Source organism: Kosakonia sp. S57 (assembly GCF_016516575.1).
Taxonomy (GTDB): Bacteria; Pseudomonadota; Gammaproteobacteria; order Enterobacterales; family Enterobacteriaceae; genus Kosakonia; species Kosakonia cowanii.
Genome location: NZ_JACVUL010000026.1, coordinates 60,972 through 85,645, shown reverse-complemented (window position 1 = coordinate 85,645; position 24,674 = coordinate 60,972). Strand labels below are relative to the sequence as shown.

Annotated in this window: 28 protein-coding genes; 16 read left to right on the top strand and 12 right to left on the bottom strand. The window is 56.5% G+C overall.

The annotated features are described in order from the left end of the window. Positions 1-248: 248 nt before the first annotated feature. From IAE48_RS20985 to IAE48_RS20960, 6 genes are all read left to right on the top strand, one after another. Positions 249-749, top strand: coding sequence for a hypothetical protein (locus IAE48_RS20985; RefSeq protein WP_139965553.1), 501 nt, complete (start codon positions 249-251; stop codon positions 747-749). Positions 750-759: 10 nt separating this feature from the next. Further along, complete coding sequence (locus IAE48_RS20980) at positions 760-1,209, top strand: DUF421 domain-containing protein (protein ID WP_023478242.1); 450 nt, start codon at positions 760-762, stop codon at positions 1,207-1,209. Positions 1,210-1,266: 57 nt separating this feature from the next. Continuing rightward, entirely contained in the window at positions 1,267-1,806 is a 540-nt protein-coding gene (locus tag IAE48_RS20975; protein WP_200135487.1) for a 2-oxo-tetronate isomerase, read from the top strand. An 85-nt stretch (positions 1,807-1,891) separates the two neighbouring features. After that, positions 1,892-2,851 carry a D-2-hydroxyacid dehydrogenase gene (locus tag IAE48_RS20970; RefSeq protein WP_200135486.1) on the top strand — a complete coding sequence of 320 codons (960 nt, stop codon included), beginning with the start codon at positions 1,892-1,894 and terminating at the stop codon, positions 2,849-2,851. 106 nt (positions 2,852-2,957) lie between these two features. Beyond that, positions 2,958-4,340, top strand: a complete 1,383-nt coding sequence (locus tag IAE48_RS20965; RefSeq protein ID WP_200135485.1) for a D-arabinono-1,4-lactone oxidase — start codon at positions 2,958-2,960, stop codon at positions 4,338-4,340. Continuing rightward, positions 4,337-5,176 (top strand): glycosyltransferase family 8 protein, encoded by an 840-nt coding sequence (locus IAE48_RS20960; protein WP_200135484.1) that lies wholly within the window; start codon positions 4,337-4,339, stop codon positions 5,174-5,176. The genes IAE48_RS20965 and IAE48_RS20960 overlap by 4 nt, the downstream gene beginning before the upstream one ends. Before the next feature lie 537 nt (positions 5,177-5,713). Here IAE48_RS20960 and IAE48_RS20955 read toward each other — a convergent pair. The 5 genes from IAE48_RS20955 to IAE48_RS20935 all read right to left on the bottom strand — a co-directional run bounded on the left by IAE48_RS20955 (position 5,714) and on the right by IAE48_RS20935 (position 11,768). Beyond that, positions 5,714-6,493, bottom strand: coding sequence for a heme ABC transporter ATP-binding protein (locus IAE48_RS20955; RefSeq protein ID WP_200135483.1), 780 nt, complete (start codon positions 6,491-6,493; stop codon positions 5,714-5,716). Continuing rightward, on the bottom strand, positions 6,486-7,481 hold the full coding sequence (locus IAE48_RS20950) for an iron ABC transporter permease (RefSeq protein WP_200135494.1): 996 nt from the start codon (positions 7,479-7,481) through the stop codon (positions 6,486-6,488). The genes IAE48_RS20955 and IAE48_RS20950 overlap by 8 nt, the downstream gene beginning before the upstream one ends. Next, a complete protein-coding gene (locus IAE48_RS20945; RefSeq protein ID WP_200135482.1) occupies positions 7,481-8,299 on the bottom strand; it encodes a hemin ABC transporter substrate-binding protein in 819 nt (272 codons plus the stop codon). Before IAE48_RS20945 ends, IAE48_RS20950 begins: the two co-directional genes overlap by 1 nt. After that, positions 8,296-9,348, bottom strand: a complete 1,053-nt coding sequence (locus IAE48_RS20940; protein ID WP_200135481.1) for a hemin-degrading factor — start codon at positions 9,346-9,348, stop codon at positions 8,296-8,298. The genes IAE48_RS20945 and IAE48_RS20940 overlap by 4 nt, the downstream gene beginning before the upstream one ends. A 65-nt stretch (positions 9,349-9,413) precedes the next feature. Then, entirely contained in the window at positions 9,414-11,768 is a 2,355-nt protein-coding gene (locus tag IAE48_RS20935; protein ID WP_200135480.1) for a TonB-dependent receptor domain-containing protein, read from the bottom strand. Positions 11,769-11,973: 205 nt separating this feature from the next. On the opposite strand from IAE48_RS20935, the gene IAE48_RS20930 reads away from it, so the two are divergent. Further along, positions 11,974-12,261 carry a SelT/SelW/SelH family protein gene (locus IAE48_RS20930; RefSeq protein WP_200135493.1) on the top strand — a complete coding sequence of 96 codons (288 nt, stop codon included), beginning with the start codon at positions 11,974-11,976 and terminating at the stop codon, positions 12,259-12,261. Position 12,262: 1 nt separating this feature from the next. Here IAE48_RS20930 and hutX read toward each other — a convergent pair whose 3' ends face one another. Both hutX and IAE48_RS20920 read right to left on the bottom strand, forming a co-directional pair. After that, positions 12,263-12,751, bottom strand: a complete 489-nt coding sequence (gene hutX / locus IAE48_RS20925) for a heme utilization cystosolic carrier protein HutX (RefSeq protein WP_200135479.1) — start codon at positions 12,749-12,751, stop codon at positions 12,263-12,265. A gap of 700 nt (positions 12,752-13,451) precedes the next feature. Continuing rightward, positions 13,452-13,625: a general stress protein gene (locus tag IAE48_RS20920; RefSeq protein WP_023478999.1), complete on the bottom strand. Its 174-nt coding sequence runs from the start codon at positions 13,623-13,625 to the stop codon at positions 13,452-13,454. 346 nt (positions 13,626-13,971) lie between these two features. Between IAE48_RS20920 and zinT the strand changes: the two genes are divergently transcribed. From zinT to IAE48_RS20890, 6 genes are all read left to right on the top strand, one after another. Next, entirely contained in the window at positions 13,972-14,610 is a 639-nt protein-coding gene (gene zinT / locus IAE48_RS20915; protein WP_200135492.1) for a metal-binding protein ZinT, read from the top strand. A gap of 183 nt (positions 14,611-14,793) precedes the next feature. Next, positions 14,794-15,348, top strand: coding sequence for an aldehyde dehydrogenase iron-sulfur subunit PaoA (gene paoA / locus IAE48_RS20910; protein WP_200135478.1), 555 nt, complete (start codon positions 14,794-14,796; stop codon positions 15,346-15,348). Next, entirely contained in the window at positions 15,345-16,295 is a 951-nt protein-coding gene (locus IAE48_RS20905; protein ID WP_200135477.1) for a xanthine dehydrogenase family protein subunit M, read from the top strand. The genes paoA and IAE48_RS20905 overlap by 4 nt, the downstream gene beginning before the upstream one ends. Before the next feature lie 3 nt (positions 16,296-16,298). After that, positions 16,299-18,488, top strand: a complete 2,190-nt coding sequence (gene paoC, locus IAE48_RS20900; RefSeq protein ID WP_200135476.1) for an aldehyde oxidoreductase molybdenum-binding subunit PaoC — start codon at positions 16,299-16,301, stop codon at positions 18,486-18,488. Positions 18,489-18,497: 9 nt separating this feature from the next. Beyond that, positions 18,498-19,436, top strand: coding sequence for an XdhC family protein (locus IAE48_RS20895; protein ID WP_200135475.1), 939 nt, complete (start codon positions 18,498-18,500; stop codon positions 19,434-19,436). Then, on the top strand, positions 19,436-20,002 hold the full coding sequence (locus tag IAE48_RS20890; RefSeq protein ID WP_200135474.1) for an NTP transferase domain-containing protein: 567 nt from the start codon (positions 19,436-19,438) through the stop codon (positions 20,000-20,002). The genes IAE48_RS20895 and IAE48_RS20890 overlap by 1 nt, the downstream gene beginning before the upstream one ends. Here the strand turns inward: IAE48_RS20890 and IAE48_RS20885 are convergent. Next, positions 19,982-20,590 (bottom strand): histidine phosphatase family protein, encoded by a 609-nt coding sequence (locus IAE48_RS20885; RefSeq protein ID WP_200135473.1) that lies wholly within the window; start codon positions 20,588-20,590, stop codon positions 19,982-19,984. The two genes, IAE48_RS20890 and IAE48_RS20885, sit on opposite strands and share 21 nt — an antisense overlap. Positions 20,591-20,709: 119 nt before the next feature. Between IAE48_RS20885 and IAE48_RS20880 the strand changes: the two genes are divergently transcribed. After that, a complete protein-coding gene (locus IAE48_RS20880) occupies positions 20,710-21,087 on the top strand; it encodes an Imm10 family immunity protein (RefSeq protein WP_200135472.1) in 378 nt (125 codons plus the stop codon). Between the two features lie 33 nt (positions 21,088-21,120). Here IAE48_RS20880 and IAE48_RS20875 read toward each other — a convergent pair whose 3' ends face one another. After that, positions 21,121-21,390, bottom strand: coding sequence for a hypothetical protein (locus IAE48_RS20875; RefSeq protein WP_200135471.1), 270 nt, complete (start codon positions 21,388-21,390; stop codon positions 21,121-21,123). A 233-nt stretch (positions 21,391-21,623) separates the two neighbouring features. Here IAE48_RS20875 and IAE48_RS20870 point away from each other — a divergent pair, with 233 nt between their 5' ends. Beyond that, on the top strand, positions 21,624-21,959 hold the full coding sequence (locus tag IAE48_RS20870) for a hypothetical protein (RefSeq protein WP_200135470.1): 336 nt from the start codon (positions 21,624-21,626) through the stop codon (positions 21,957-21,959). Positions 21,960-22,024: 65 nt separating this feature from the next. Further along, positions 22,025-22,567 carry an RNA 2'-phosphotransferase gene (locus IAE48_RS20865; protein ID WP_200135469.1) on the top strand — a complete coding sequence of 181 codons (543 nt, stop codon included), beginning with the start codon at positions 22,025-22,027 and terminating at the stop codon, positions 22,565-22,567. A 3-nt stretch (positions 22,568-22,570) separates the two neighbouring features. Here IAE48_RS20865 and IAE48_RS20860 read toward each other — a convergent pair whose 3' ends face one another. The 3 genes from IAE48_RS20860 to IAE48_RS20850 all read right to left on the bottom strand — a co-directional run bounded on the left by IAE48_RS20860 (position 22,571) and on the right by IAE48_RS20850 (position 24,307). Next, positions 22,571-22,966, bottom strand: a complete 396-nt coding sequence (locus IAE48_RS20860) for an SMI1/KNR4 family protein (protein ID WP_200135468.1) — start codon at positions 22,964-22,966, stop codon at positions 22,571-22,573. 450 nt (positions 22,967-23,416) lie between these two features. Next, on the bottom strand, positions 23,417-23,767 hold the full coding sequence (cdiI, locus tag IAE48_RS20855; RefSeq protein WP_200135467.1) for a ribonuclease toxin immunity protein CdiI: 351 nt from the start codon (positions 23,765-23,767) through the stop codon (positions 23,417-23,419). 78 nt (positions 23,768-23,845) lie between these two features. Beyond that, entirely contained in the window at positions 23,846-24,307 is a 462-nt protein-coding gene (locus tag IAE48_RS20850; protein ID WP_200135466.1) for an immunity 42 family protein, read from the bottom strand. Positions 24,308-24,674 lie beyond the last annotated feature (367 nt).

Here is a 24,674-nt window from a genome sequence, read left to right as displayed (position 1 = left end):
GCGGGGATTGACAAGGGGAGCGCGGCCGCTTCCCTTGTCCCGTTCACCGCATAAGGGGTTAATGAAACTCCTCAATCCCTGGTGAACGGAACCCTTCCACCCATCAGGCATGAGTGCCACCCCCATTGCCGGATGGCGCTACGCTTATCCGGCCTACGCGGTTTCAGCGGCTTCGGCCTGTACCCCCCTTTCCCCCCGCCTCATCTACACTCTCTTTACGTGGTTTCCACCGACGCCGTGGAGGAGAGATGGAGAAGAAGTCGCACCGCTATCCGGTGGCTGACAGCCCGTTCTGGCTGCATGTTGAAACAAAGGTGCAGCGCATTGGCTCCGTAATATTGTTTGCGGTAGTGATCGCCGGGCTGCTCGGCCTCTTTTCCCAGGGGTGGCTCAGCGCGCGAAGCGCCCATAGCATTGATGGCAAACTGACGGTGCAGTATGACCGCTACGCCCGCCTGCAAAGCGATATCGATATGCAACTCACCGCCCACGCCTCGAACGAACGCCGCACCGTTTTTATCCTCGGCGGCAACTTTATGCAGGATTTTGAGATCCGCACCCTGCAACCGCAGCCGGAAAAGATGACCAGCCAGAACGGCGAACTGGTGCTGGAGTATGCCCGTCCTCATCCCAATCAACCCTTCACCGTCTGGCTCGGGCTGACGCCGCAAACCCCTGGCAGCAGCGAATTGCGACTTTCGTTAAATGACACCACCCAGCTGGCGGTGAAACAGTTTATCTGGCCCTGAGGAGACGGCGATGGATATGGTGTTACGCGCGGTAGCGATCTATCTGGTGTTAATGGTGGTATTCAAAATCGCCGGTCGGCGAGCCTTGTTGCAGATGACCTCTTTCGATCTCATTTTGCTGCTGATCATCAGTGAAGCGACGCAGCAGGCGCTGCTCGGCAACGACTTCTCCGTCACCGGCGCGGCGCTGACCATCATCACGCTGGTGGTGGTGGATATTCTGTTTGGCAAGCTGAAGAAGTACGTGAAAGGGGCAGAAAATTTTATCGATGGCACGCCGGTGGTGCTGGTCGAGAACGGTGAAATGCTGCCAGAGAAGATGCGCGAAGCGGATATCTCCCGCGCCGATATTATGCTCTCGGCGCGCAATAACCAGGGCATTGTCGACCTCGCAGAGATTAAGTTCGCCATTCTCGAGCGCAATGGTCATATCTCGATCATTCCGAAAAATTCGCCTTAAAAGTGCGCTGCTATACTTTTGCCAGGCAGAATTTTCTTTCGGATGGAAGGGAGAGATATGAAGAGCGAAACCACCACCGCGTTACAAAGCGAGCGCGTCGCGCCGCTATTAAAACTTGAGATTAGCGATCTGGCCGACAGGCTCGGCACGCTGTTATGCGATAAAAAACTGCGCGTCACCACCGCCGAATCCTGCACCGGCGGGCAGATCGCCACCGCCCTCTGCGCCTGCGAAAGCACGCCGGAGTTTTACGGCAGCGGGTTTATCACCTTTACCGATGAAGCAAAACAGACGCTGTTGCAGGTGAAAAAAGAGACGCTGGCGCGCTGGACGGCGGTAAGCCAGCAGACGGCTTTTGAAATGGCGCAAGGTGCCTGCGACGCCAGCCACGAGCCGGTCAGCATTGCCGTGACCGGCTACACCGGCCCCGATGGCGGCGAAGATGGCACCCCCGCAGGCACCGTGTGGTTTGGCTGGGGCCTGCCGGATAGCGAGCCGGTCACCGTTAAATGCCTCTTCGAAGGCGACACCACAGAGGTGATTGAGCAAGCGGTAAAATATGCCCTTGCAGGCGTGATAACGCTATTAAGTGATTGATTGCAATTTGCTTCTTGTGTGCGAATGCCGGACGATAGGGTCCGGCTTTTTTATTGCGACACTTTCATGACCGAATGGGGAAAAAATGAAAATAGTTGTGCTGGATGGCGGTCTGCTGAACCCCGGCGATCTCAGCTGGGATCCGCTGCATGCGCTGGGCGAAGTCACGGTTTATGACACCACCCCGGCCGATAAAGCCGCGCAGCGCCTGCGCGACGCGGATATCGCCATTACCAATAAAGTGGCGTTTAGCGAGGATCTGCTCGCCCACTGCCCGCAACTGAAATGTATCGCCGTCACCGCCACCGGCTACAACATTATCGATCTTGCGGCCGCCCGCGCCCGGCAAATTGTCGTTACCAATGTGCCAACCTACGGCACCGCGACGGTGGCGCAATTTACCACCGCGCTGCTGCTGGCGCTCTGCAACCGCGTCGGTGAACACGACGCCGATGTGCACGCTGGCGGCTGGAGCAAATCAGAAAGCTGGTGTTACTGGCTGCAACCGATGGTCGAGCTGGCGGGAAAACGCGTCGGCATTATCGGTTATGGCCGCATCGGCCAGGCGTTTGGTGCCATCGCCCAGGCGATGGGCATGACGGTACTCGCCCACTCTGCCCGTTCGCGCCCGCTGCCGGAGAGCGCGCAACTGCGCTATGTCGATCTCGACACCCTCTACGCCGAAGCGGATGTTATCAGCCTGCACTGCCCGCTGACGCCGCAAACCAAAGGGATGATCAACCGCGAGGCGCTGGCGAAGATGAAGCGCAGCGCGCTGCTGCTGAACGCCTCGCGCGGGGATCTGATTAACGAAGCGGATCTCGCTGCCGCCCTTAATGAAGGGCGCATTGCCGGGGCAGCGGTGGATGTGCTGAGCAGCGAACCACCTGGTGCAGATAACCCGCTGCTGAAGGCGAAAAACTGCATTATCACGCCGCATATCGCCTGGGCATCCGTCGATGCGCGCGGGCGCATTCTCGCCACCACGGTGGAAAACGTGCGGTCGTTTATCAACGGCGATCCACAAAATTGTGTCGATCAGTAGCTTCAGGATGGCCAGATCGCACGAAAAGAAGCGACTCACGTCACACTTTTACATGATGAGCTACGCTTGATAAATCATTACAAAAATATTGCGCAAGGATATGCCAATGACAACGCTACAGGCTCTTTTTCCACCTCGCCTGCCACAGCAAACCTCTGATGAAAATGTCGTTGTAAACTGGGCGAAAAACGCCACGCTGGCGCCCGCTCAGGCTGTTGAAACACCGGAAAACGAAGCGCAGTTGCAGCAGATCATTGCTGCTGCAAAGGGGCGAATCCGCGTGATGGGCAGCCGCATGTCGCCGGGCAGAATGCTGAAATTAAGCGAGCCGGGCGATACGCTGATTGACCTCTCGCGCCTGCGCGGCGTGCTGGCAGTGACCGACGAGAGCGTCACCTTTGCCGCCGGAACCGTGCTGCATGAGGTGTTTGAGACCCTCACCAGCATGGACCGCATGCTGCACGCCTCGCCGGGGGTGATCGATTCACAAACCCTTGCGGGCGCAGTGTCGACCGGCACCCACGGCCAGGGCATGGGGCAGAGCTCGCTGGCTGACGAAGCGCTCGCCATTCGCCTGATTGATGCCCACGGTGAAGCGCACGATATTGAGCGGGACGATGCGGCCTTTGACGCCGCACAGCAGGCGCTCGGCACCCTCGGCGTGATCACCGCCGTGACGCTGCGCACCCGCCCTTCCACGCTCTATACCTGCTTTAAGAGCGCGGGCAACGCCGATAACCTGGCGGAAGATCTGATCGCCTGGAACGACGAGTGGACCTTCAGCAAAGCGTGGTGGTTCCCGGATGAGAACAAGGTTCACACCTGGAACGCGCGCGAAGCCACCGCCGAGGAGCAGGCGCTGTGGCGTGATAACCACGGCGAGCTGGTCGAAATGGAAGAGACCGATGAGCAGATGAACGCCACGGTGGATAAAACCCTCGCGCAGATGCGCGATGACACCCGCATTGTCGATGAGAATGGCAAACCGTTTCGCACCGTTACGCGCTTTAAAGATTTCACGGATGTGATCGGCGATATCTACCAGGTCTTCTGTCGCGGCATCGCCACCCCGCAGATCAATATTGAGATCGGCATTCCGATGTCGCGCGTTGCGGCAGTGATTGCGCGCATGAAAGCGTGGCACAGCGAGTCACAGCCGCATATGCACTACCCGATTATTTTGCGCTGCACCGGGGCCTCCAGCGCCTGGCTTAGCCCGGCCGGCGGGGAACCGACCTGCTTCTTCGGTTTTGTCGTCTACTACGCTGAAGATGGATCGCTCTCCGCAGAGGGAACGGCTTTTTTACGCGCCGCAGAACAGCTGCTCGCCGAAGAGGGCGGCAGACCACACTGGGGCAAATATTTTGACCCGTCGCTCTACAACTGGCCGGCGCTCTATCCGCAGTTTGAGGCGTTTAAAGCCGTGCGCCGCCGCTTCGATCCGGACGGGAAGTTTATGAACCGCTTTATGGCAGAGGTGCTGTCATGAGCGCCGCGTTTGCCTGGGTCACGCTGTTAACGCAGCCGGGCTACCTTCCCGGCGTGGAAGCATTGCAGCAGTCGCTGCGCGACAGCGGTTCGCCGTGGCCGCTGGTGGTGATGGTGACGGAGACTATCGACGCCGCCACGCGCCAGCAGTTGCAGGCGCAGGGGTGTGAAGTGCGCGAAGTGCCGATCGTCGGCCCGAATCCTGCCCTTGCCCATCGCTACGCCAACGCCCGTTTCGCTGAGGTGTGGAGCAAACTGGCAGTCTGGACGCTGACGGAGTATCAGCGCGTCGCGTTTCTTGATGCCGATATGCTGGTGGTACAGAACATGGATGAGGTGTTCGAACTGCCGCTCGCCAAAGGGACGCTTGCTGCCTGCCACGCCTGCCGCTGCAATCCGAACCATATTGCTACCTATCCCGACAGCTGGCAGCCGGATAACTGCTACTACAGCTGGGTTGAGGATGCGCAGATGAACGCAGCACCGCCCACCTCGGTCGATAACTACCTGAACGGCGGTTTTCTGGTGCTGACGCCGGATCGCGATGTTTACGACGCGATGATGGCAAAGCTGGCGGCAAAAGAGGATATCGCCGAGTGGGTTTTCGCCGAGCAGGACTTCCTCAACGAGGTGTTCCACGACCGCTGGCTGCCGCTGCATTATGGATATAACGCCCTGAAAACCCTGCCGAAACAGCACCCGCAGATGTGGGATCTCTCGCAGGTGAAGAATATCCATTACATCATCGACAAGCCGTGGGACAAATACCCCGAACCGGGCGATAAGTATTACGACCTGCACAAAATGTGGTGGCAACATGCCCCCGCCGAGGCGTAATTGTTGAGAAACAAACCGTAGGCCGGATAAGCGCCATCCGGCATTATCCCCTCCGCACCATTGCCGGATGGCGGCTACGCCTTATCCGGCCTACCAAAACGAGCCTACAGCGACACCAGCGTTGCTTTTTTTTGCGATATGGCAGCGATGGGGTTGTGTCCCCGCTGAAATCGGCGAACCGAAGCGTGAATGACAAGGTCTGGACGCCATGGATGGCGGACAGAGGCGAACCGAGACAGGATGTCGAGTCGAGCCGGCCGCGGTCAGGCACGCGGGAGGTGAGCGCAGTGCGCAGCACCGATTTCCTCGCGGGGCCGCGGGGATTGATAAGGGGAGCGCGGCCGCTTCCCTTATCCCGTTCACCGCATAAGAGGTAAATGAAACTCCCCAGCGCATGGTGAACGGAACCCTTCCATCAGTGCCGCATGAAACTCCCATTGCCGGATGGCGCGTAAACGCTTATCCGGCCTACGGAAACCATTCGACCGAGCCAACCCCATTGCCGGATGATGCGTACCGCTTGTTTCAGCCGCCCCCCTACACACAGAGAAACACCTGCGGCGTCTGCCCGTCCGGATGCGTCGCCACATGCACCTGCGCGCCATACCACCTGGCGATAACCTCCGGTTGCAGCACCTGCTGCGGCGTCCCCTCCACCACCAATTTCCCCTTATGCAACAGCACAATGCGATCGGCCCACAGCGCCGCGAGGTTCAAATCGTGCAGCACCACGCAGACATGCAGCCGGGCACGCTGCGTCAGGGATTTAAGCAAGCGCAGCAACTGCTGCTGATGGTAGAGATCGAGCGCCGAAGTCGGCTCATCCAGAAACAGCCACCCCTCCGGCGCGCCGTTGCGCCAGAGCTGCGCCAGACTACGCGCCAGCTGCACCCGCTGCTGCTCGCCACCGGACAAGGTCGAGAAGCGGCGCCCAATCAGCGTTTCGCAGCCGGTTAAACGCATCACTTTACGCACGATATCGCACGCATGCCTCTCTCCCCACGGTGCGCGCCCCATCGCCACCACCGACTCCGCGGCCCACTCCACACCGAGGGCGTGATGTTGCAGCATCACCGCCCGGTAGCGCGATAGCGCCTGTGAAGGCCAGGCGGCAAGGGATTTCCCCGCCAGGGAACAGACGCCGCGCGACGGCGTAAGAAACCCGGTCAGCAGGCGCAGCAGCGTCGATTTACCCGCGCCATTCGGGCCAATCAGCGCCACCATTTCGCCAGGCGGCAGCGTAAGGGAGATATCATCCACCAGCCGCCGCTGGCCGACCGTAAATTGCACCTGGTGGGCAATAAAACCGTTATCCATAGAGCGCACTCCGCTGGCGAAAAATAAGCCATAAAAACCACGGCGCGCCGAGCAGGCTGGTCAGTAAGCCGACCGGCATCTCGGCAGGCGCCACCAGCGTGCGGGCGGCGGTATCTGCCAGCAGCAGCAGGCTCGCCCCCGCCAGCAGCGAGCCGGGGATCTGGTGTTGATGATAGGGGCCTAACACCATGCGTATCAGATGCGGAACCACCAGCCCGACAAAACCGATGATGCCGCTGATGGCAACAGAAGCCGCCACCAACAGCGCGCTACAGAGCAGCAGCCGACGCTGTAAACGCCGCACATCAACGCCCAGATAGTGCGCCTCCTCCTCGCCCAGTTGCAGGAAGTTGAGCTGTTTCGCCACCCGCCAGATCCCGAGCATGGCGGGCAGGATCAGAGTCGCCGTAACGATCAGCGTCGGCCACTGCGCCTGCCCGAGGCTGCCCATTCCCCACTGCGAAAGCTGGCGCAGCTGCGCATCGTTGCTGATCCACGCCAGCACGCCAACGCCCGCGCCGCACAGGGCGTTGATGGCGATCCCCACCAGCAGCAGCCGCGAAAGGGCGCTCTCGCCCGCTTTGCTGAGTAAAAAGATCACCACCATTACCGCCAGGCTACCGATAAAAGCGGCCACCAGCGGGGCATAGAGGGCAATCAGCACCGGTACCGACAGCGGCAGCACCAGCCAGCAGCTCACCACCAGCGCCGCGCCGCTGCTGATGCCAAGTAACCCCGGATCGGCCAGCGGGTTGCGAAACAGCCCCTGCATAACGCAGCCGGAGAGCGCCAGCGCCGCGCCGATAAGCAGCGCCAGCAGCACGCGCGGCAGGCGAATGGTGAACCAAATCTGCCGCAGCACCTCATCATCGCCGTACCACAAGCTGGCAAGAGAGACCTCCATCGCCCCCTGCGTGGAGGCGAAGAGGGTAAGTGCCGCCGTCAGCAGCAAGAGTCCCCACAGGAGACGGGAAGCGGCTCGGGTTATCACGGTAGCTGCTCCGCTTTTTTGCGCAGCTCAAGCAGCGCCTGCGGGGTGCGCAGACCAAAGCCCAGCAGCGCGGCCTCATCGACAATTAACAGCTGTTTGTTGCGCCCGGCGGGCGTTTGCGCAAGGCCCGGCAAGTACCAGATGTTCTCCTCGCCGCCCAGATGCTTCACACCGTCGGCTGAGATGAGCACCAGATCCGGCTGGCTGGCGATCACCCCCTCCTGCGACATCGCGCGGTAGTGGGAAAAGCCCTGCATCGCATTATTAAGCCCCGCCGCCTGGATGGCGCCATCCGCCGCCGTCTCTCTTCCCGCCACCAGCGTGCCCATGCCGCCGTGGCTTAGGATATAGAGCACCTTTTTATCCAGCGGCGAGGTGGGCAGCGCGGCAATCTCCGTCGCCAGTTTTTTGCGCAGCGCCAGGCTCTCTTCGTTTTTGCCAAGGGCGCGGGCGATCACCACCACTTTCTTATCGATCTCGGAGAGCGTATAGCCGCCCGGCACCGGCACCATGTAGACATCGTTGTCCTGCACGCTTTTCAACACCAGCGAGGGTTGCGCCTGGCTGCCCGCCAGCACGATGGTAGGCCGCAGCGACAGAATGCCCTCCGCATTTAGCTGGCGCACATAGCCGACATTCGGCAGCTGCTTTACCTCGGCAGGCCAGGTGCTGGTGCTGTCGCGCCCCACCAGCTGATTCTGTGCGCCCAGGCCATAGACGATCTCCGTGACATCGCCGCCAAGGGCGACAACTTTTGGCTCGGCGGCCACCGCCAGCAGCGGTAGCGCCAGCAAGAGCATCACCACGTGTTTCATACCTCATTCCTCCACGGCGTCAGCGCTTTGATCTGCCCGCGCCAGCAGGCCTGTTCGCGATCTCCTTCGCTGCGTTGACCATAAAGCTGAGCGATTTGCGTCCCATCCTCGGCAAACAGCTCCAGGCTGGTGACATGCCCCTCCGCGGTCGGCTTGCGCGTCACCCAGCTTTCGTGGATCCCCGCCTCGCGCAGGTGCAGGGTAAAGATCTTATTCATCACCCGCAGCCAGTCGCCCACCGGCGCACACTTCTCCAGCGCACCGGTAAAAATCTGTATGCAGCCACGGTTGCCGACAAAGATCATGATCTCATTCCCCTCTTGCTGCACCTGCTGCAAAAGATCGGGCAGTGCGTCGTTGCTGACCTGGCAGGCGAGATCGTCGCCCACCAGCCGAAACGCCTGCTGACGTGAGACGTTATGCTTGCGCAGCAGGTTGAAGAACTGGTGGACATCGGTCATCTCCCGCCAGTCGTGGTCAATAGCCTCTCCATCGGGCGCTTCGTCGTAAAATTTGCTTTCGGCCGCGTAGAGGGAGAGCGGCACCTGACGCCGACTCCCGAAGCGCTCCACCAGCTCATCCCACTGACCGCCGTCGGTGTAGGGCGTGGCGTAGATTTTCAGTAGTCCATCGCCCTGGTGATCGAAAAACTGAATACTGCGGCGCTCGCCTCTTGGCCCCTGCTCCCGCAGGTAGTAGGCGCAGGCCCACTGGCTCATAAAGAGGCGCAGATCGAGGCCGCGCGGGTTGAGCACCACCCCGGCGCGATCGCTGATATGTTGATTGGTGAAGCGCCCGGTCATCTCATGAACCGCGTATTCATTACGACAGATGCTTTTGGCTTCGCCGACGCTCTCCAGCGCTTTGAAGATATGGCGTACCGTTCCCTCCAGCCGCACCGCATCGTAGCCAACACGCGCTTCGGCCAGCTCCGCTTCGCTTATCGCCAGCTGGAACGCGATATCTCTGGCGCTTTTTGCCGGTTCAAGCGCTCTGATTAACTGATACTCCTGCCAGATGGCGGCATAATCCTTTGAAGATACAGGCATATTTCTCACGTCCTTTATGTGTCTTAATATCCCCGGCGCGCGCCGGGGGTAAAGAGGCTGCCGGATTAAAAATCAATATTGACGCCCAGTTGCCAGCTGCGCCCTGGCATCACGCTCAGCGCATTGTCGTAGCTATCCTGGAGGGTGCGCGTTTCCTGCGTCCGGCTGCTGAGGTAATCCCAGTATTTGCGGTTGGTGAGGTTGTAGATACCGCCGTTAACCTTCACCTGTTTCGCCACCTGCCACCAGGCGCTCAGGTCGACAACCCCGTAACCGGGCACGCGCATATAGCTACTGCTGGCGGTGGCGATCGGCTCGCCGCTGTTTTGATAGGTTTCACGGCTGGTTGCGGTGGCGCGCTTACCTTTGACAAAGGTGGCGGTCAGCGCAGTGCCGTAGCGTTTTGCCGGATCGTCCCAGCCGAGGCCGACAATCGCTTTCATCGGCGCAACGCTGTCGAGATCGCGGTAGGCGTCACCCATGTAGCGCGATTTGGCTTGCCCCTCGGCGTAGCCATAAGCGAGGGTGGCGCGCAGCCCTTCCGCCTGCTCAAACCAGCTGCCGACATCAAGCGTGGCGCTGATTTCGCCGCCGTAGATAAAGGCCTTATCGCGGTTTTCCGCCTGATAGCTGGTGTAGATATTCGACGGCACGTTGGCAAAGTTGCCGGGGTTGTCGGCGCGGCGATAGCGGGTGTAGGCGATAAAGTTTTTGTAGCTGTTGTAGAACACTGCACTGCGCAGCGTGACGCCCTGCGCCACCTCGCCTTTCAGCCCCCATTCGAGGTTATCGCTGGTTTCGGTTTTTAGCGCCGCGTTGCCGATCAGCGCATACTGCGCGCGCCCGGCATAGTTAGAGCCGAGATTCCAGGAGCCGTAGCGCTGGCTGGCACTGGGGAACTGCGCCCCGCGCCGGTATTGCAGATAGCTCATCAGACGCGGCGTGAGGTCGTACTGGAAAGTGAGCGACGGCAGCCACTCGGTATCGCTGTTTTTGTGGTACAGCGCGTTAACATCTGCGGTGTTGAGTACATTGCTGGTGGTAGTCAGGCTGCCGAGATTCTCCGGCTTCATTGACTGGTGCACCACGCGTAGGCCGGGGATGAGGGCAAAATCGTGCTCTCCGGCGGAGAAATTGATCTGATCCTGCACAAATGCACCGATGATCTCGTTTTTACTGTCCGCTTCAGGCTGCATGATCGCGCTGCGCGCGTTCGGCATTGGCTGCTGGTGGAACGGGCGCTGCGTTTTGCTGGCACTGGCATTAAAACCGGCACGCAGATCGTGCCGGCCGAAGCTCTTCGCCAGCGCATGCTGAATACCTATCGTATCGGTGTCGTAACTGGAGTAGACGGTGCCCTGAATGCCGGTGGCACTGTCCGGCATCCACGTGGCATCGTGCGCCTGGGTGCGCTGTAAATAGATCTTTGTCGAAGCGCTATCGACCCACGCATCGACCGGTGTCCAGTCATCTTTCAGGCTGATGGCCCAGCGCCGGCTATAGCTGCCCTGCTGAGCATTGCCAATGATGGCGCTGCCGTCACGGTTCCAGGCGTCAAAGTGAGTATGCGTCGTTTTGTTGTAGTACTCCGCCGTATAGGTCCGTTTGTGCGCCTCGGAGGCTTGCAAGATCCCGGAGAGCAGCAGCGCATCGGAGTGCCAGTTAGCGGGGTAAGCGCCGACTCTGTCGCTGTTATTGCGCGTTTGCTGGCCGTCACGGCGGCTGTAAACCACAATGCCGCGCACTCTCTCATCCCCTGCCGCGGCTGTTACGCCGTTGTGCCAGCTGCGATCGCTGGAGTCATAATCGCTCTGGTAGCCCGCGTAGTACTGCTTCGCCCCTTGCAGGTAGTCATTGGCGGATTTTGGCCGGAACGAGACATTGCCGCCAATGGTGGTGTTGGCTTGTTCCACAGAGGTGGCACCTGGCTGGATCGCCACGTTGCCGTAAAGGTAGGGGTCAATATAGTCGCGGCCAATGCCGAAAGTGTTAAGCCCGGCGCGTCCGGCGTAGCTGCGCCCGGTGGCCTCCGGCTGGGGAATGCCATCAACATCAATGCCCACGCGGTTACTCTCAAGGCCACGAATGTTATAGCCGGTGTAACCGCCGCGGTCGAAGCCGCTCTTACCGTTGCCGGAACCGCCCCCTGCCCCGGTAGCACCAATCAGCGGCTCATACCGCATGATGGAGCCAAAATCATTCGCCCCGTTGCGTTGCAGAGTGTCAGCATTGATGGCGCGATCGCTCCCGGCTTTAAGCCGTGGGGCGGGCGCGGTAATGACCATCTCTTCGGCGCGTTCTTGTTCATCGCGTGGTGCGGTTTCTGCCGCAAAGCTTGCGCTGGGTGTAAGCGTTGTCAGTAATGAGGTGACCAGCACGCGGTTTCTGAAGCGTAGCCGGCAAAAAGGTGTAGTCGTCATAAGTGTGTGTGCCTTTGAATTATTATCATCGGGCTCACATCAACTCCCAGAAATCAGCGGAACCGTACACCAGCCGCACGGGCCAGGCATCAGCTCTCTGTTATGGGCAGGATAATAATGATAACCATTATCACTTGCAACGATTTCATAATCCCACCATTTTGCTTACACTTTGTGGACCCATTTCCCTTCTGGTAACAAGATGATGTCCACTAAACCTGCCATCACTCTGCACTACTGCGTACAGTGCAACTGGATGCTGCGCGCCAGCTGGATGGCGCAGGAGCTGCTCCATACCTTCAATTCCGACTTAGGATCCGTGACGCTGATCCCCGGCACCGGTGGCATATTTGTCATCGAAGCCGATGGCAGCGTCATCTGGGATCGCAAGCAGGAGGGCGGCTTTCCCGATGCCGCAGAGTTAAAACGCCGCGTGCGCGACTGCTGCTTCCCGGAAAAACCGCTGGGTCATGTTGAAAAGCGCAGCGAGTAATCTACTGCGCGAAGGCCTGCCTCAGCGCGCGGAACGACGCCAGCTGCTGTGGAATAAGCTGGTGGCGTTCGTCACGGGCAACGAAAATTTTTAGCATCGCGCTGCCTGCGGCGTTGAAAAAGAGGATGGTGGCGGCGTCCATCGCCATAAATTTGCGTTCAATAAACGCGATATGGTAGCAGTGGTCGGCTTTGATATGACCCGATACCTGCTCTTTGCCCTGCAGGTTGAAGTAACCGTGGCTGTAAAATCCCGGCGGCAGCGCGATGCTGCACTCCAGAATCACATCTTCAGTGTGGATCAGCAGCAGCACCGTGCCCCAGGTGGTCACCTCTTGCCACACCTCGTCAAAGTGGGTGCCGGCAATCATCTTGCTGCCAGGCAGTTGGCGTACCACTTCAAGCAGCGTGGTTTGATAATGCCGGGCGACGTGTTCAAGTATGCAATCCGGCTCGGTGTGCAGAAACTCCTGTAAGCTCTTCTCTGTCATCTCTCTCTCCTTTGACTTTTCCCTTCGCCACCTCTCCCCTGCAGCGATGAATGAGAATTACTATCATTTGTCTCGAGAAAAAACTGCGAGCTACCGCGCAATAAAAAAGGCCGCCGAAGCGACCTTGTAACTATTTTTTAACCGGTTGCGGTTTTTTGTCGCCGGATTCCGGCGCTTCGCGTGGATCGTCTTTTTCAATATTGAACACAAAACCTCCTTTTGCGAATGGATGTTTAGTAAATATAGCTAAGCCTTGCACTCTAAACCAGGCGGCAGAGGGTTAAAAAAGCGCCATTAGCGGAGAAGAATTAAGCTGAATCGGTTCAAAAAAGCGCCTACATAGCTAAAAACGGCGTATTTTCAAATATTTATTCATGAAATAATTTATTCGTTAGCAGCGTAAAATTTCATTACAAATGCGCGTTTTAGCAGCCTATGCTGTTGCCCAAATTGTGCATAGATCGCCAACTCATTGTTAGTAACGAAGATGCATTTGCATACCCTCAGGCGCAGATCGGATTTCCTGTACCTGAGGGATTTTTTTTGCCTGCAGTCGCTCAGGAAAATAATTAACCAAGGAAAGTAATTTTATTTCTTCTGGAATTTTTAAAACCGTATAAATAATTAAGCGAGCCGTTTCCGACTCGCTATCGTTTAAAAATTAAATTTTAAACTTCAGGTTAAAACAGCAACGGCACCACTATTTTTTATTGCTGCTGTTGCTATTCTGTCCGCCTTTCTTACCGGCTTCGGACGCGCGCTCTGGGTCGTTTTTAAAGTTCCCACCGCTCTGCTGTCCGCCTTTACGCCCTGCTTCTGAGGCTTTTTCACGATCTTCAGCGAAATTACCGGAACCGCCTCTATGCTCGGCCATGTTATTTCTCCATCTGTCGTTTCAAATATAATCAATATGACATCAGCGTCATATCAATCGCCTTTCATGATTAAGTCTGGCCATAAACATAATTTATGTCAAAGCGCAGCCGTTAATTAATACCGCGTTTATGCAATGCGTATTTTTTATTTCTTCTATCCCACTGGTTAGCCGAGAAAAAATAGCGCAGCGGGAGGCTAAATTTATTTTACGGCTGCGTTTAGTGTACTAATCACACCGGTTGCCGTCAGCCTGTCGTGGCAGGCTCTGCCAGGGCTGGCATTTAGTTTTGTTATAATATAACATTTCAATTTATGACAAACGTAACCAGGGAGTGATACCGATGATGAAGAAAACGGCTTTTGCTTTGGCGATGGGCGCGCTGCTGATGAGCACGCAGGGCTTTGCCCATGGGCATCACCACGGCAAACCGCTGACGGAAGTGGAGCGTAAAGCGAGCGAAGGGATTATTGATGATAAAGATGTGAAAGATCGCCCGCTCTCGGACTGGGATGGCGTGTGGCAATCCATTAACCCTTACCTGCTGAACGGCGATCTCGATCCGGTGCTGAAGAAAAAGGCGCAGCACGGCGATAAAACGGTGGAGGCGTACCGCGACTATTACAAAAAGGGTTACGCCACGGATATCGATATGATCGGCATTGAAAACAACGTGATGGAGTTTCACTCTGGCAAAACCGTCAACAGCTGCCGCTATGATTATGCCGGTTACAAGATCCTGACCTACGCTTCCGGCAAAAAGGGCGTGCGCTATCTGTTTGAGTGTAAAGACGCCAGCTCCAAAGCGCCGAAGTATGTGCAGTTCAGCGATCACACCATCGCCCCGCGCCAGTCCCAGCATTTCCACATTTTCATGGGCAGTGAATCCCAGGAAGCCTTGCTGAAAGAGATGGATAACTGGCCAACTTACTACCCCTACAACATGACTAAAGCGCAGATCGTCGACGAGATGCTGCATCACTGATTTCTCTGCGGGCGGCCATCGCTGCCGCCCGCCTCTCCCCTTATCTTCCCCGTTTTTCCCGCGCCAGTGATTTAGGAGTAATCCTCTCCAGAGTGCCGTCTATGCTTAAGGCTTAAAAAAACGATAACGCCGTTACAAGCACACCCCTTTTAATTCACCCGCATTGATGACTGGAGGCCTGGTATGAGCAACCAAGGCAACAACCCGGACGCGCACCGCGCCCCGGAAATGATCCCGCTGTCCTTAACTGTTAACGGCGAGCGCCGACAGCTTGAGGTTGATACCCGTACCACGCTGCTGGATGCGCTGCGTGAAAGTTTACATCTCACCGGCACCAAGAAAGGGTGCGACCACGGCCAGTGCGGCGCCTGCACAGTGATCGTTAACGGGCGGCGCATCAACTCCTGCCTTACCCTGGCGGTAATGCAGCAGGATGCCGACGTCACCACCATTGAGGGCCTCGGCTCGCCGGAGGATCTCCATCCGATGCAGGCGGCCTTTGTCAAACATGATGGCTACCAGTGCGGTTACTGCACCCCGGGGCAGATCTGCTCCTCCGTCGCCATGCTGAAAGAGATTGAGCAGGGCATTCCCAGCCACGTCACCCTCGATCTCGTCTCTGCGCCGGAGATGACGGCAGATGAGATCCGTGAACGCATGAGCGGCAATATCTGCCGCTGCGGCGCCTACGCCAACATGCTGGCGGCGATTAAAGAGACCGCCGGGGAGAAATCATGAAGACCTTTACCTATGAGCGGGTCACTACCCCTGCCGAAGCGGCTGCCAGCGCACAGCGCACAGAGGGGGCGAAATTTATCGCGGGCGGCACTAACCTGCTTGATTTGATGAAGCTGGAGATTGAGACGCCGACCCATCTGATTGATGTCAATGGCCTGGCGCTGGATAGCATTGAAGTAACCGATGAAGGCGGCCTGCGCATTGGCGCGCTGGTGCGCAACACCGATCTCGCCGCCGATGGGCGCGTGCGCCGCGATTATGCCGTCCTCTCCCGCGCCCTGCTTGCCGGTGCTTCTGGTCAGTTGCGTAACCAGGCAACGACCGCTGGCAACCTGCTACAACGCACGCGCTGCCCCTATTTTTACGACACCAATCAACCCTGCAACAAACGTCAGCCGGGCAGCGGCTGCGCGGCGCTGGGCGGCTACAGCCGTCAGCTTGCGGTAGTCGGTGCCAGCGAATCCTGCATTGCCACTCATCCCAGCGATATGGCGGTTGCCATGCAGCTGCTTGATGCAACTGTTGAGACCGTCAACCCGGGCGGGAGTGAACGCCAGATCCCGCTGGCAGCGTTTTATCGCGCGCCCGGCGACACGCCACATCTGGAGACGGTATTGCAGCCCGGCGAACTGATTGTCGCCGTCACCCTGCCGCCGCCTGCGGGCGGCACGCATATCTATCGTAAAGTGCGCGACCGCGCCTCCTACGCGTTTGCGCTGGTCTCCGTGGCGGCGATTGTCCACCCGGACGGCAGCGGGCGCGTGGCTATCGGCGGCGTTGCCCACAAACCGTGGCGGCTTGCCGAAGCGGATGCGGCGCTGCCGCAGGGGGCACAGGCGGTGTATGACAAGCTCTTCGCCACCGCGCAGCCCACGGCTGAGAATGCATTTAAATTGACGCTGGCGAAGCGCACGCTCGCCTCGGTGTTGTCGGAAGCGAGGGCGTAAACGATGAAATTTGAGAAACCGGCAGGCGAAAACCCCATCGATCAACTGAAAGTGGTCGGTCAGCCCCATGACCGCATCGACGGCCCGCTAAAAGTGAGCGGCCGCGCCCACTACGCCTACGAATGGCATGATGTACTGCCCAATGTAGCCTATGGCTATATCGTCAGCGCGGGGATTGCGAAAGGCAAAATCAGCGAGATTAACTGCGATGCGGCTGGCAACGCGCCGGGCGTGCTGTCGATTATCACCGCCGATAACGCCGGTCCGCTGGGCAAAGGCGAGCGCAACGCCGCCACGCTGCTCGGCGGCCCGCAGATTGAGCACTATCACCAGGCCGTTGCGCTGGTGGTGGCTGAAACCTTTGAGCAGGCGCGCACCGCCGCCGGGCTGGTGGACATCACTTACCAGCGCGAAAGCGGTGCCTACGATCTGGCGGCGGAGAAACCGGCGGTCAACAGCGCGCCGGAGAGCGCACCGGACAACAATAGCGGCGATTTTGACGCTGCCTGGGCAAGCGCCGAGGTGAAACTCGACGCCACCTACACCACGCCGGATCAGAGCCATATGGCGATGGAGCCCCACGCCTCGATGGCCGTCTGGGAAGGGGATAAGGTGACGGTCTGGACTTCCAACCAGATGGTCGCCTGGTGCCGCACCGATCTGGCCACCACCCTCAAGTTGCCGGAAGAGAACGTGCGCATCATCTCGCCCTACATCGGCGGCGGTTTTGGCGGCAAGCTCTTCCTGCGCAGCGATGCGCTACTGGCTGCCCTCGCCGCTCGCGCCTTGCAGCGCCCGGTGAAAGTGATGCTGCCGCGCCCGATGATCCCCAATAACACCACCCATCGCCCGGCGACCATTCAGCACATCCGCATCGGCACCGATCGGCAGGGAAAAATCACCGCCATCGCCCACGACAGCTGGTCCGGCAACCTGCCGGGCGGGACGCCGGAGACAGCGGTAAATCAGACCGAGTTGCTCTACGCGGGGGCTAATCGCCATACCGGTTTACGGCTGGCGACCCTCGATTTACCGGAGGGCAACGCCATGCGCGCGCCGGGTGAAGCGCCCGGCCTGATGGCGCTGGAGATTGCCATTGATGAGATGGCAGAGCGAGCCGGGATCGATCCGGTTGAGTTCCGCATTCTCAACGACACGCAGGTTGATCCGAAAGATCCACAGCGCCCCTTCTCACGCCGCCAGCTGGTGGAGTGCCTGCGTAGCGGCGCGGATCGCTTTGGCTGGTCGCAGCGCAACGCCACGCCCGGCCAGACGCGGGATGGAGAGTGGCTGGTGGGCTACGGCGTCGCGGCGGGCTTTCGTAACAACCTGCTCGCCCCGTCTGGCGCGCGCGTGCACCTCGACGACGCAGGCCGGGTGACGGTGGAGACGGATATGACCGATATCGGCACCGGCAGTTACACCATCATTGCCCAGACCGCCGCCGAGATGCTCGGCGTGCCGCTCTCACACGTTGAGGTGCGCCTTGGCGACTCCAGCTTCCCGGTCTCTGCCGGTTCCGGCGGGCAATGGGGAGCCAACACCTCTACCGCTGGCGTCTATGCCGCCTGCGTCAAGCTGCGTGAAGCTATCGCCAAAAAACTGGGCTTTGATGCCGCTTCAGCGGTGTTTGCTGATGAGACGATAAGCGTGGGCGATCGCAGCGCACCGCTAAAAGCTGCGGGTGCACTCAGCGCGGAAGATACCATTGAGTTTGGCGATCTGGATGAGCAGTATCAGCAATCGACCTTTGCTGGCCACTTTGTTGAGGTCGCCGTCGATGCGGCAACCGGTGAAGTACGCGTGCGCCGTATGCTGGCGGTGTGTGCCGCCGGGCGCATCCTCAACCCGAAAACCGCGCGCAGCCAGGTGATTGGCGCGATGACGATGGGGCTGGGCGGCGCATTGATGGAGGAGCTGGCGGTCGATACGCGCCAGGGTTACTTCGTCAATCATGATATGGCGACCTACGAGGTGCCGGTACATGCCGACGTGCCTGAGCAGGAGGTGATCTTCCTCGACGACACCGATCCCATCTCCTCGCCGATGAAGGCCAAAGGCGTGGGTGAACTGGGGCTGTGCGGCGTCAGCGCGGCGATTGCTAATGCGATCTACAACGCGACCGGCGTGCGGGTGCGGGATTACCCGGTCACGCTCGATAAGCTGCTCGACGCCTTGCCGGATATGACCTGAGGAGACGTTATGCAGCAGACCATTCTGGCACCCGACACGGCGGATGAAGCGCTGCTGACGCCGCAGCAGGCGCTGCTCACCGATGACAGCGAAGCGATTCTGCGCTTCGCCGTTGACGCGCTAGGCGCAGGCATGGGGGCAGCGCTGGTAACGCTGACCGGCATTCGCGGCGGCGCAGCACGCGCAGTGGGCGCGCAGATGGTGGTACGCGAAGATGGCGGCTATTGCGGCTTTGTCTCTGGCGGCTGCGTGGAGTCTGCCGCTGCCTTTGAAGCGATGGCGGCACTCGCCTGCGTTGAAGATCGCGTGGTGCGCTACGGCGAGGGATCGCCGTGGTTCGACATCGTGCTTCCCTGCGGTGGCGGTATTACGCTGCATATTCATCGCCTGCGTAGCGCGCAACCGCTGCTGGCGGTGCTGAACCTGCTTGCGCAGCGCCAGCCCGCCGCGCTGCGCTACCATCCGGCTCGTGAACAGCTTGAGTGCGTTACCGATGTGATCGAAAGCGGCTGGCATGAGGAGATCTTTACCGTCGCCTACCGCCCGCGCGTGCGGGTGATGGTGTTTGGTCGCTCGATTGAGGCGCAGGCCACTGCCAGCCTCGCCCGCGCCTCTGGCTACGATGTGCAGCTTGTCGAAACTCTAAACGATGGCGCGCAGATCGACGCGCAGACGGCGGTGATCCTGCTGTCGCACGATCTGCACCGGGAACTGCCGGTGTTGCAGGTAGCGCTCCGCGCGCAACCTTTCTACATCGGCGCGCTCGGCAGCTATCGCACCCATCAAAAACGCACACAGAAGCTCAGTGAGATTGGCTTTGCGCCCTCTGACATTGCGCGCATCAAAGCGCCGATTGGCATTTTCCCGAAAGCGCGCGATGCGCGTTCGCTGGCGCTCTCAGTGCTGGCGGATGTCGCCGCCGCGCAGCTTGCAACGGACGAAAGCTGATGGTTGATCCAGTGGTAATTATTCTTGCCGCAGGACGCGGCGAGCGCTTTCTCGCCTCCGGCGCGCAACGCCATAAGCTTGATACGCCGCTCGGTGAGCGCACGCTGCTGGAACATGTGATTCATGCAGTAGAGCACGCCGGTCTCGCCTGGCACCTGGTTCGCCCTGCGGGTGGCTCGGGCGGGATGGGCGACTCTATCGCGCTGGGCGTTAACGCTACTTCGACTGCATCCGGCTGGCTGATTTTGCCCGCCGACCTGCCGCTGATCGCCCCGGAATCATTGCTGCGCGTCGCCGAAGGGTTAGGTGAAAAACCGCTGGTGGTGCCGTGGCATCAGCAGTGCCAGGGTCATCCGGTGGCCTTTTCCCGCTGCTACCTCCCTGCCCTGCGGGCATTAACTGGCGATAGCGGCGCGAAAAGTATTGTGCAGCAGGCAAGAGCGCGCGGCGAGGTGCTGGATCTGCCGCTGGCGGATGCGGGGATTATTCAGGATATTGATACGCAGGAGGATTTGCGGCGGGCGGAGCGTATCTACGATAACCCTTTACACGTCCAGCGTGCGTAAGTGAGTCGCCACGCCCCAGCGCAGCACCTCGCATTTTTCTTCTGCCATTTCTAACACCGCGTAGCTGGCATTGGGCTGGGCATAGCGGGCGAAGTTCTCCAGGCTCCCTTCCTTCAGCAGCGCCAGCAGCCCCTGAGTGACGTGCCCATGGCAGACAACGCAGAGGGTTTTATGCGCCGCGCGAGTGTGCTGAAGCTGTAAAAACGCCAGCATGCGCTCCACCGCCTGCGCCAGCGATTCACCGCCTGGCGGGCAGAACGCGGCATCGTGCGCGAATAACGCATCTGCTTCAGCCTGCAACTTTTGCGTGGAAAGCCCTTCGTAGCCCCCGAATGACTGCTCCATCAGCGCGGCATCAATCACCAGCGGCGCCTGAAAAAGCGCGGCGAGTTGTTCGCCCATGCTGCGCGCCCGCGCGAGCGGCGAGCTAAAGACAGACTCGGCGGCGTAACCTTCATCTTTTAATGCAGCGAGTAATGCCGCCGTTTCCCGCTCGCCGCGTTCGGTGACTGGGCTGTCCTGCTGGCCCTGAATCATGCCCGCGCGGTTCCACTGCGTTTGTGCGTGGCGTACGAGAATAACCTTCATCTGCACTGCTCCTCGCCCGGTATATTCGCGGGAAATTTATAATGGGTATGAATGGAAGAAGAGTGGCTATCATGTGGCGGGAATACAAGCAAAAAAATAACGCTGAAGATGGGTAAGAGATGGTTGAGATAAAAGCGTTTGATGCGGTTTGCGCGAATGTCGCCAACGAGGATGAGGTGCTAACCCTTGGCGTAGGAGACGATGCACACAACCCGGATCATTTTTTTATTATTGGGAGATTTGATGAAGATGATCTTGCTATTGATGAGTGTATCGGGTTTCAGAGCGACGACACCGCCTATGAACTGGCGGCGGCAATAGAAGCCGTTACGCTAAGCGTGGATACATTGACGATTCGGCTGAACGAGGCTGCGGCGCAGCAGGCAGGCTACAGGGAGTATTGCGCGAAGATTTCTGCTGTTCAAAACAGCGGGGAGTTGCAAGCCGCCTTGCTGACGTTATTTGCAGGCAGCAAAGTGCTGCTACAACTTAAATAATGCTGTGGTGTGAATGTGCCAAACAGCCAAGGCTCAGCGTACGCGCTGATACTGATTCACCCGGTGACCCACCGCGATGCATTTCGCCTCGACCATGCTGATGTAGTAATAGCGGGGGTTTGGCAGATGGGTCATCAGCCATGGAAGCTCCGTGGAGTATTGGACATCAGTGGTGGCGATCATCCACACCGGCTCGCCGTATAAGGTGATGACCGTAGCGTGATGGGCGTGCTCATCCCATCCGCGTCGGCTCTGCGCGGCATAGGCTCTGGCGATCTCGATGGCTTCAGCTTGAGTAATCAATACCGCGTCCTGAGCAGAAGAAGTTTTGAGTAAGCTACACGGCTTTGTTGCGAGTGGCTATGACGGTTTTTAGCTGAGGGAGTGGGGATAAATTATCTCGTGCGTGGCAATCCATCAACTGCGGCGAGAGGGAGATCATTTCGCATGTGGTGCTTTTGTTTGGCCTTCGTTTTTACATTCTCTTTTCGCCTCAGCTACACTACCCGCTCAATTTTTTCTTGCTGAACTCAATAATGTTAAAAAAATTACGCTTTATCATTCCACTGCTCGCACTGATTGGCGCTATTGCCTACTGGCTTACGCCGCACTACTCCGAAGAGGAGGAGAGCTATTACCGCGCGGTGTTCTGCACCATCGATCACGACGATTCACAGAATTTTGCCCGTGATATGGAAAACATTATTGAGGGCGGCAACTCCGATTACGCGTTACGTAAAAATCACTACATCTCCGCGCTGGGAAAACGGATGATCGATACCTGGACGTCCCTCAGTGCGCAGCAGCAGGCAGCGATCAAAGAAAACCAGCAGAAGTGCCGCGACATAATGAGTGACAAACAGCGGTCTTAATAAAATTATCAGCTTTACAGCAGTGGCCTTCTGGTTTAACGGCAGGGATTATTTGAGAGTAAGTTATGAGCAAAAAAAGTACCGACACCAGTAAATTCTTAAGTTATATCTTGCGTCATGAACCAGAAGCGATTGAGCTAACTCTGGATAAAGAGGGCTGGGCCGTTATAGACGAGCTTATTCTGCGTGCTGGTAATAAAGGCCATGCACTCGATAGAGATCTTATTTTCGACGTTGTTGAAAGCAGTGAAAAGAAACGCTTCACGATTTCAGAAGATGGCTTACGCATTCGCGCGGCTCAGGGGCACTCTACTCAACAGGTCAATATCACTTACGCAGAGAAAACGCCTCCAGATATTTTGTATCACGGCACTGCAACCCGCTTTATCGTTCAAATCAGAGAGCAAGGCCTACTCCCTTTGTCGCGCCAGCATGTACATCTTTCTTCTGATGAAGATACGGCAATTCAGGTCGGGCAACGTTATGGGAAGCCCGTGTTATTAAAAATAAAAGCCGTAGATATGTATAAGAGGGGCTTTACATTTTATCAGGCGGATAATGGAGTTTGGTTAACGGAGCATGTGCCCTGTGAGTTTATTCAGGAGTGAAAGTTACTCATCGTCATCCTGATCATCTTTATGACGGGTTGCGTCAAGACGAGCTGATTTTAACCATTCATCAAAGTTAGCCACGTAACCTCTGTCTTCCCATCCTGCGGAGGCAAAGGCATGGACATAATAGACTTTGGGATCCCCTGAAATATCCGAACCATCAAAGCAGGCGATATCATCAGAATAAAGCCAGTTAGCGAAAGGAATTAACTTCCTTTCAGGATAGAGTTCTTTGACTTTTTGACACCAAAAATCAACAGAGCTTTGTGTGTGGCAGAGCAGCCACCACGGTTCGATATCCTCAAGATTTTCTTTTGACACGTAATTGATAAAACTTTCAGGAAAAGCGAATCCTGAGTATAAATAATTATGGTACGTAATAGCTCTGCTAGTCATTTTTCACTATTATCTCCGAATGGAATGAAGCATTGGGAATTTTTATCAACCCATCTCTAGGATGATTAAAAACTCCAACGATGGCTTCATCTCATATTATCAATTAAGAGCCACAAAGACCAAAACTGCTCTTTTTCTTCTAACAAACAGCTCAAACCTTTAATACTTAAAATTATCTTTTTAATAGATAACTTAGCTTTTCCAGTGACTCCTGTATATCGGAATCATCACGATCAATACTTTCATTCCTATATAATAAAACTGCATACACTTGTTCCAGAACAAACCAATGTTCATGGAACTCGTTTTTCCATTCAACGTCAACAGATTGTAAGCAATATAATAACCCTTCTTATGAGTTTCACTTCATTGAGGAAGGATCTCTATCCATATTGCAAATCGATAAGGATCACTAAAAATCATATTTATCTCCTTACCAGGTAGGCACTATTAGTGTATTTGCACCAACTGATTATTAACCGTTATTTGATCATCCGGATGGAGCTTTATATATCTTTCACATGCAAGCCTGACGTAATTAAAAACTACAGATTCAGGTACGATAATCTCTCCGTCATAGACACTGAACATAATTCCTTCAAAAGGATACATAGGATCTGGATCATCTAAATCTGAAAAAGTACAAGCAGTTTCATTAACACAGCATCCATACCTTTTCAGGATAAATGGCAATGCCCATAAAAACTTGTGTTGAGAATATATAGAATTAAAAAATTCTTTTATAACCCACTCAGGATCATTCTCATAATCTATGCCTCCGAAAAGTTTTTTATTATTCATTCAGTCACCGGAAAAATTCGTAACGCGCGTTTACAAGACAAAAAAAACTCCGTCAACTTAGGATGGAATTAATGAAAACTACAAGAGGTTCCTTTGCAATAAACTAACAACATTACTCACTGTATTTTTAGGAAAAATCTTTTCACTTACATTAATGCCTCCATCTAAACTCCAAATTAATAAATCACCTTCACTTTTTTTCATAAAGTAAAGATAACAGGCATTATCTTCCATGGCAGTGCACGTCATATCGAATAACCCATCAATAAGCTCTGTGCCATCACCTGTAAAATAGCTCTCTGCATTTTGATACAAACCATGCACATCTATACTCGAATCATTAACACAAAGCTTATCCAATGGCACACTCGAATAAAATCCAAGTGTGGTTTTTAACTCAACCGGATTAATATTACCGAACAGTCTTTGACCATCAATATATAATGAAAAAAGGCCATTCTTCCACGTATCCCCCGGAGCATTCCATGCTTCAACCACATCAAATTGAAGTGCGAAAATGAACGGATCACCATAAATCATTTTATTTTCACCCTAAGCTGTTTGGTACATCACCAGATCTCTGTTTCCCAAAATAGATTTATTTGCTAAGTCGAAAAATAGACATAACCAATCTTCCTCTTTGAATTTACTTAACATCTCAGTAGATTCCACGATGGCGCAATCATATCAATAACCCCCGGGCTCATTATCACTACTAAAATCTGTAATGCATAAATCAAAGTTTCTATACATGTATGTATCTCAACCGTTTCAGGCGCTCCTCCATCTGAAATCGCACATTAAAGATTGCTAACGTACAGCGGCAAATATGGAGGTGTTGGCTGCCGCTCGTCCCCTGCTACGCTTTTTCAAAATCACTGTTATAGACGGTCTGATGCATAATCAT

Coding starts and splice junctions, on each gene's coding strand:
- IAE48_RS20985 (WP_139965553.1), top strand. CDS start 249: ATGGAGAAGAAGTCGCACCGCTATCCGGTGGCTGACAGCCCGTTCTGG.
- IAE48_RS20980 (WP_023478242.1), top strand. CDS start 760: ATGGATATGGTGTTACGCGCGGTAGCGATCTATCTGGTGTTAATGGTG.
- IAE48_RS20975 (WP_200135487.1), top strand. CDS start 1,267: ATGAAGAGCGAAACCACCACCGCGTTACAAAGCGAGCGCGTCGCGCCG.
- IAE48_RS20970 (WP_200135486.1), top strand. CDS start 1,892: ATGAAAATAGTTGTGCTGGATGGCGGTCTGCTGAACCCCGGCGATCTC.
- IAE48_RS20965 (WP_200135485.1), top strand. CDS start 2,958: ATGACAACGCTACAGGCTCTTTTTCCACCTCGCCTGCCACAGCAAACC.
- IAE48_RS20960 (WP_200135484.1), top strand. CDS start 4,337: ATGAGCGCCGCGTTTGCCTGGGTCACGCTGTTAACGCAGCCGGGCTAC.
- IAE48_RS20955 (WP_200135483.1), bottom strand. CDS start 6,493: ATGGATAACGGTTTTATTGCCCACCAGGTGCAATTTACGGTCGGCCAG.
- IAE48_RS20945 (WP_200135482.1), bottom strand. CDS start 8,299: ATGAAACACGTGGTGATGCTCTTGCTGGCGCTACCGCTGCTGGCGGTG.
- IAE48_RS20940 (WP_200135481.1), bottom strand. CDS start 9,348: ATGCCTGTATCTTCAAAGGATTATGCCGCCATCTGGCAGGAGTATCAG.
- IAE48_RS20935 (WP_200135480.1), bottom strand. CDS start 11,768: ATGACGACTACACCTTTTTGCCGGCTACGCTTCAGAAACCGCGTGCTG.
- IAE48_RS20930 (WP_200135493.1), top strand. CDS start 11,974: ATGTCCACTAAACCTGCCATCACTCTGCACTACTGCGTACAGTGCAAC.
- hutX (WP_200135479.1), bottom strand. CDS start 12,751: ATGACAGAGAAGAGCTTACAGGAGTTTCTGCACACCGAGCCGGATTGC.
- IAE48_RS20920 (WP_023478999.1), bottom strand. CDS start 13,625: ATGGCCGAGCATAGAGGCGGTTCCGGTAATTTCGCTGAAGATCGTGAA.
- zinT (WP_200135492.1), top strand. CDS start 13,972: ATGAAGAAAACGGCTTTTGCTTTGGCGATGGGCGCGCTGCTGATGAGC.
- paoA (WP_200135478.1), top strand. CDS start 14,794: ATGAGCAACCAAGGCAACAACCCGGACGCGCACCGCGCCCCGGAAATG.
- IAE48_RS20905 (WP_200135477.1), top strand. CDS start 15,345: ATGAAGACCTTTACCTATGAGCGGGTCACTACCCCTGCCGAAGCGGCT.
- paoC (WP_200135476.1), top strand. CDS start 16,299: ATGAAATTTGAGAAACCGGCAGGCGAAAACCCCATCGATCAACTGAAA.
- IAE48_RS20895 (WP_200135475.1), top strand. CDS start 18,498: ATGCAGCAGACCATTCTGGCACCCGACACGGCGGATGAAGCGCTGCTG.
- IAE48_RS20890 (WP_200135474.1), top strand. CDS start 19,436: ATGGTTGATCCAGTGGTAATTATTCTTGCCGCAGGACGCGGCGAGCGC.
- IAE48_RS20885 (WP_200135473.1), bottom strand. CDS start 20,590: ATGAAGGTTATTCTCGTACGCCACGCACAAACGCAGTGGAACCGCGCG.
- IAE48_RS20880 (WP_200135472.1), top strand. CDS start 20,710: ATGGTTGAGATAAAAGCGTTTGATGCGGTTTGCGCGAATGTCGCCAAC.
- IAE48_RS20870 (WP_200135470.1), top strand. CDS start 21,624: ATGTTAAAAAAATTACGCTTTATCATTCCACTGCTCGCACTGATTGGC.
- IAE48_RS20865 (WP_200135469.1), top strand. CDS start 22,025: ATGAGCAAAAAAAGTACCGACACCAGTAAATTCTTAAGTTATATCTTG.
- IAE48_RS20860 (WP_200135468.1), bottom strand. CDS start 22,966: ATGACTAGCAGAGCTATTACGTACCATAATTATTTATACTCAGGATTC.
- cdiI (WP_200135467.1), bottom strand. CDS start 23,767: ATGAATAATAAAAAACTTTTCGGAGGCATAGATTATGAGAATGATCCT.
- IAE48_RS20850 (WP_200135466.1), bottom strand. CDS start 24,307: ATGATTTATGGTGATCCGTTCATTTTCGCACTTCAATTTGATGTGGTT.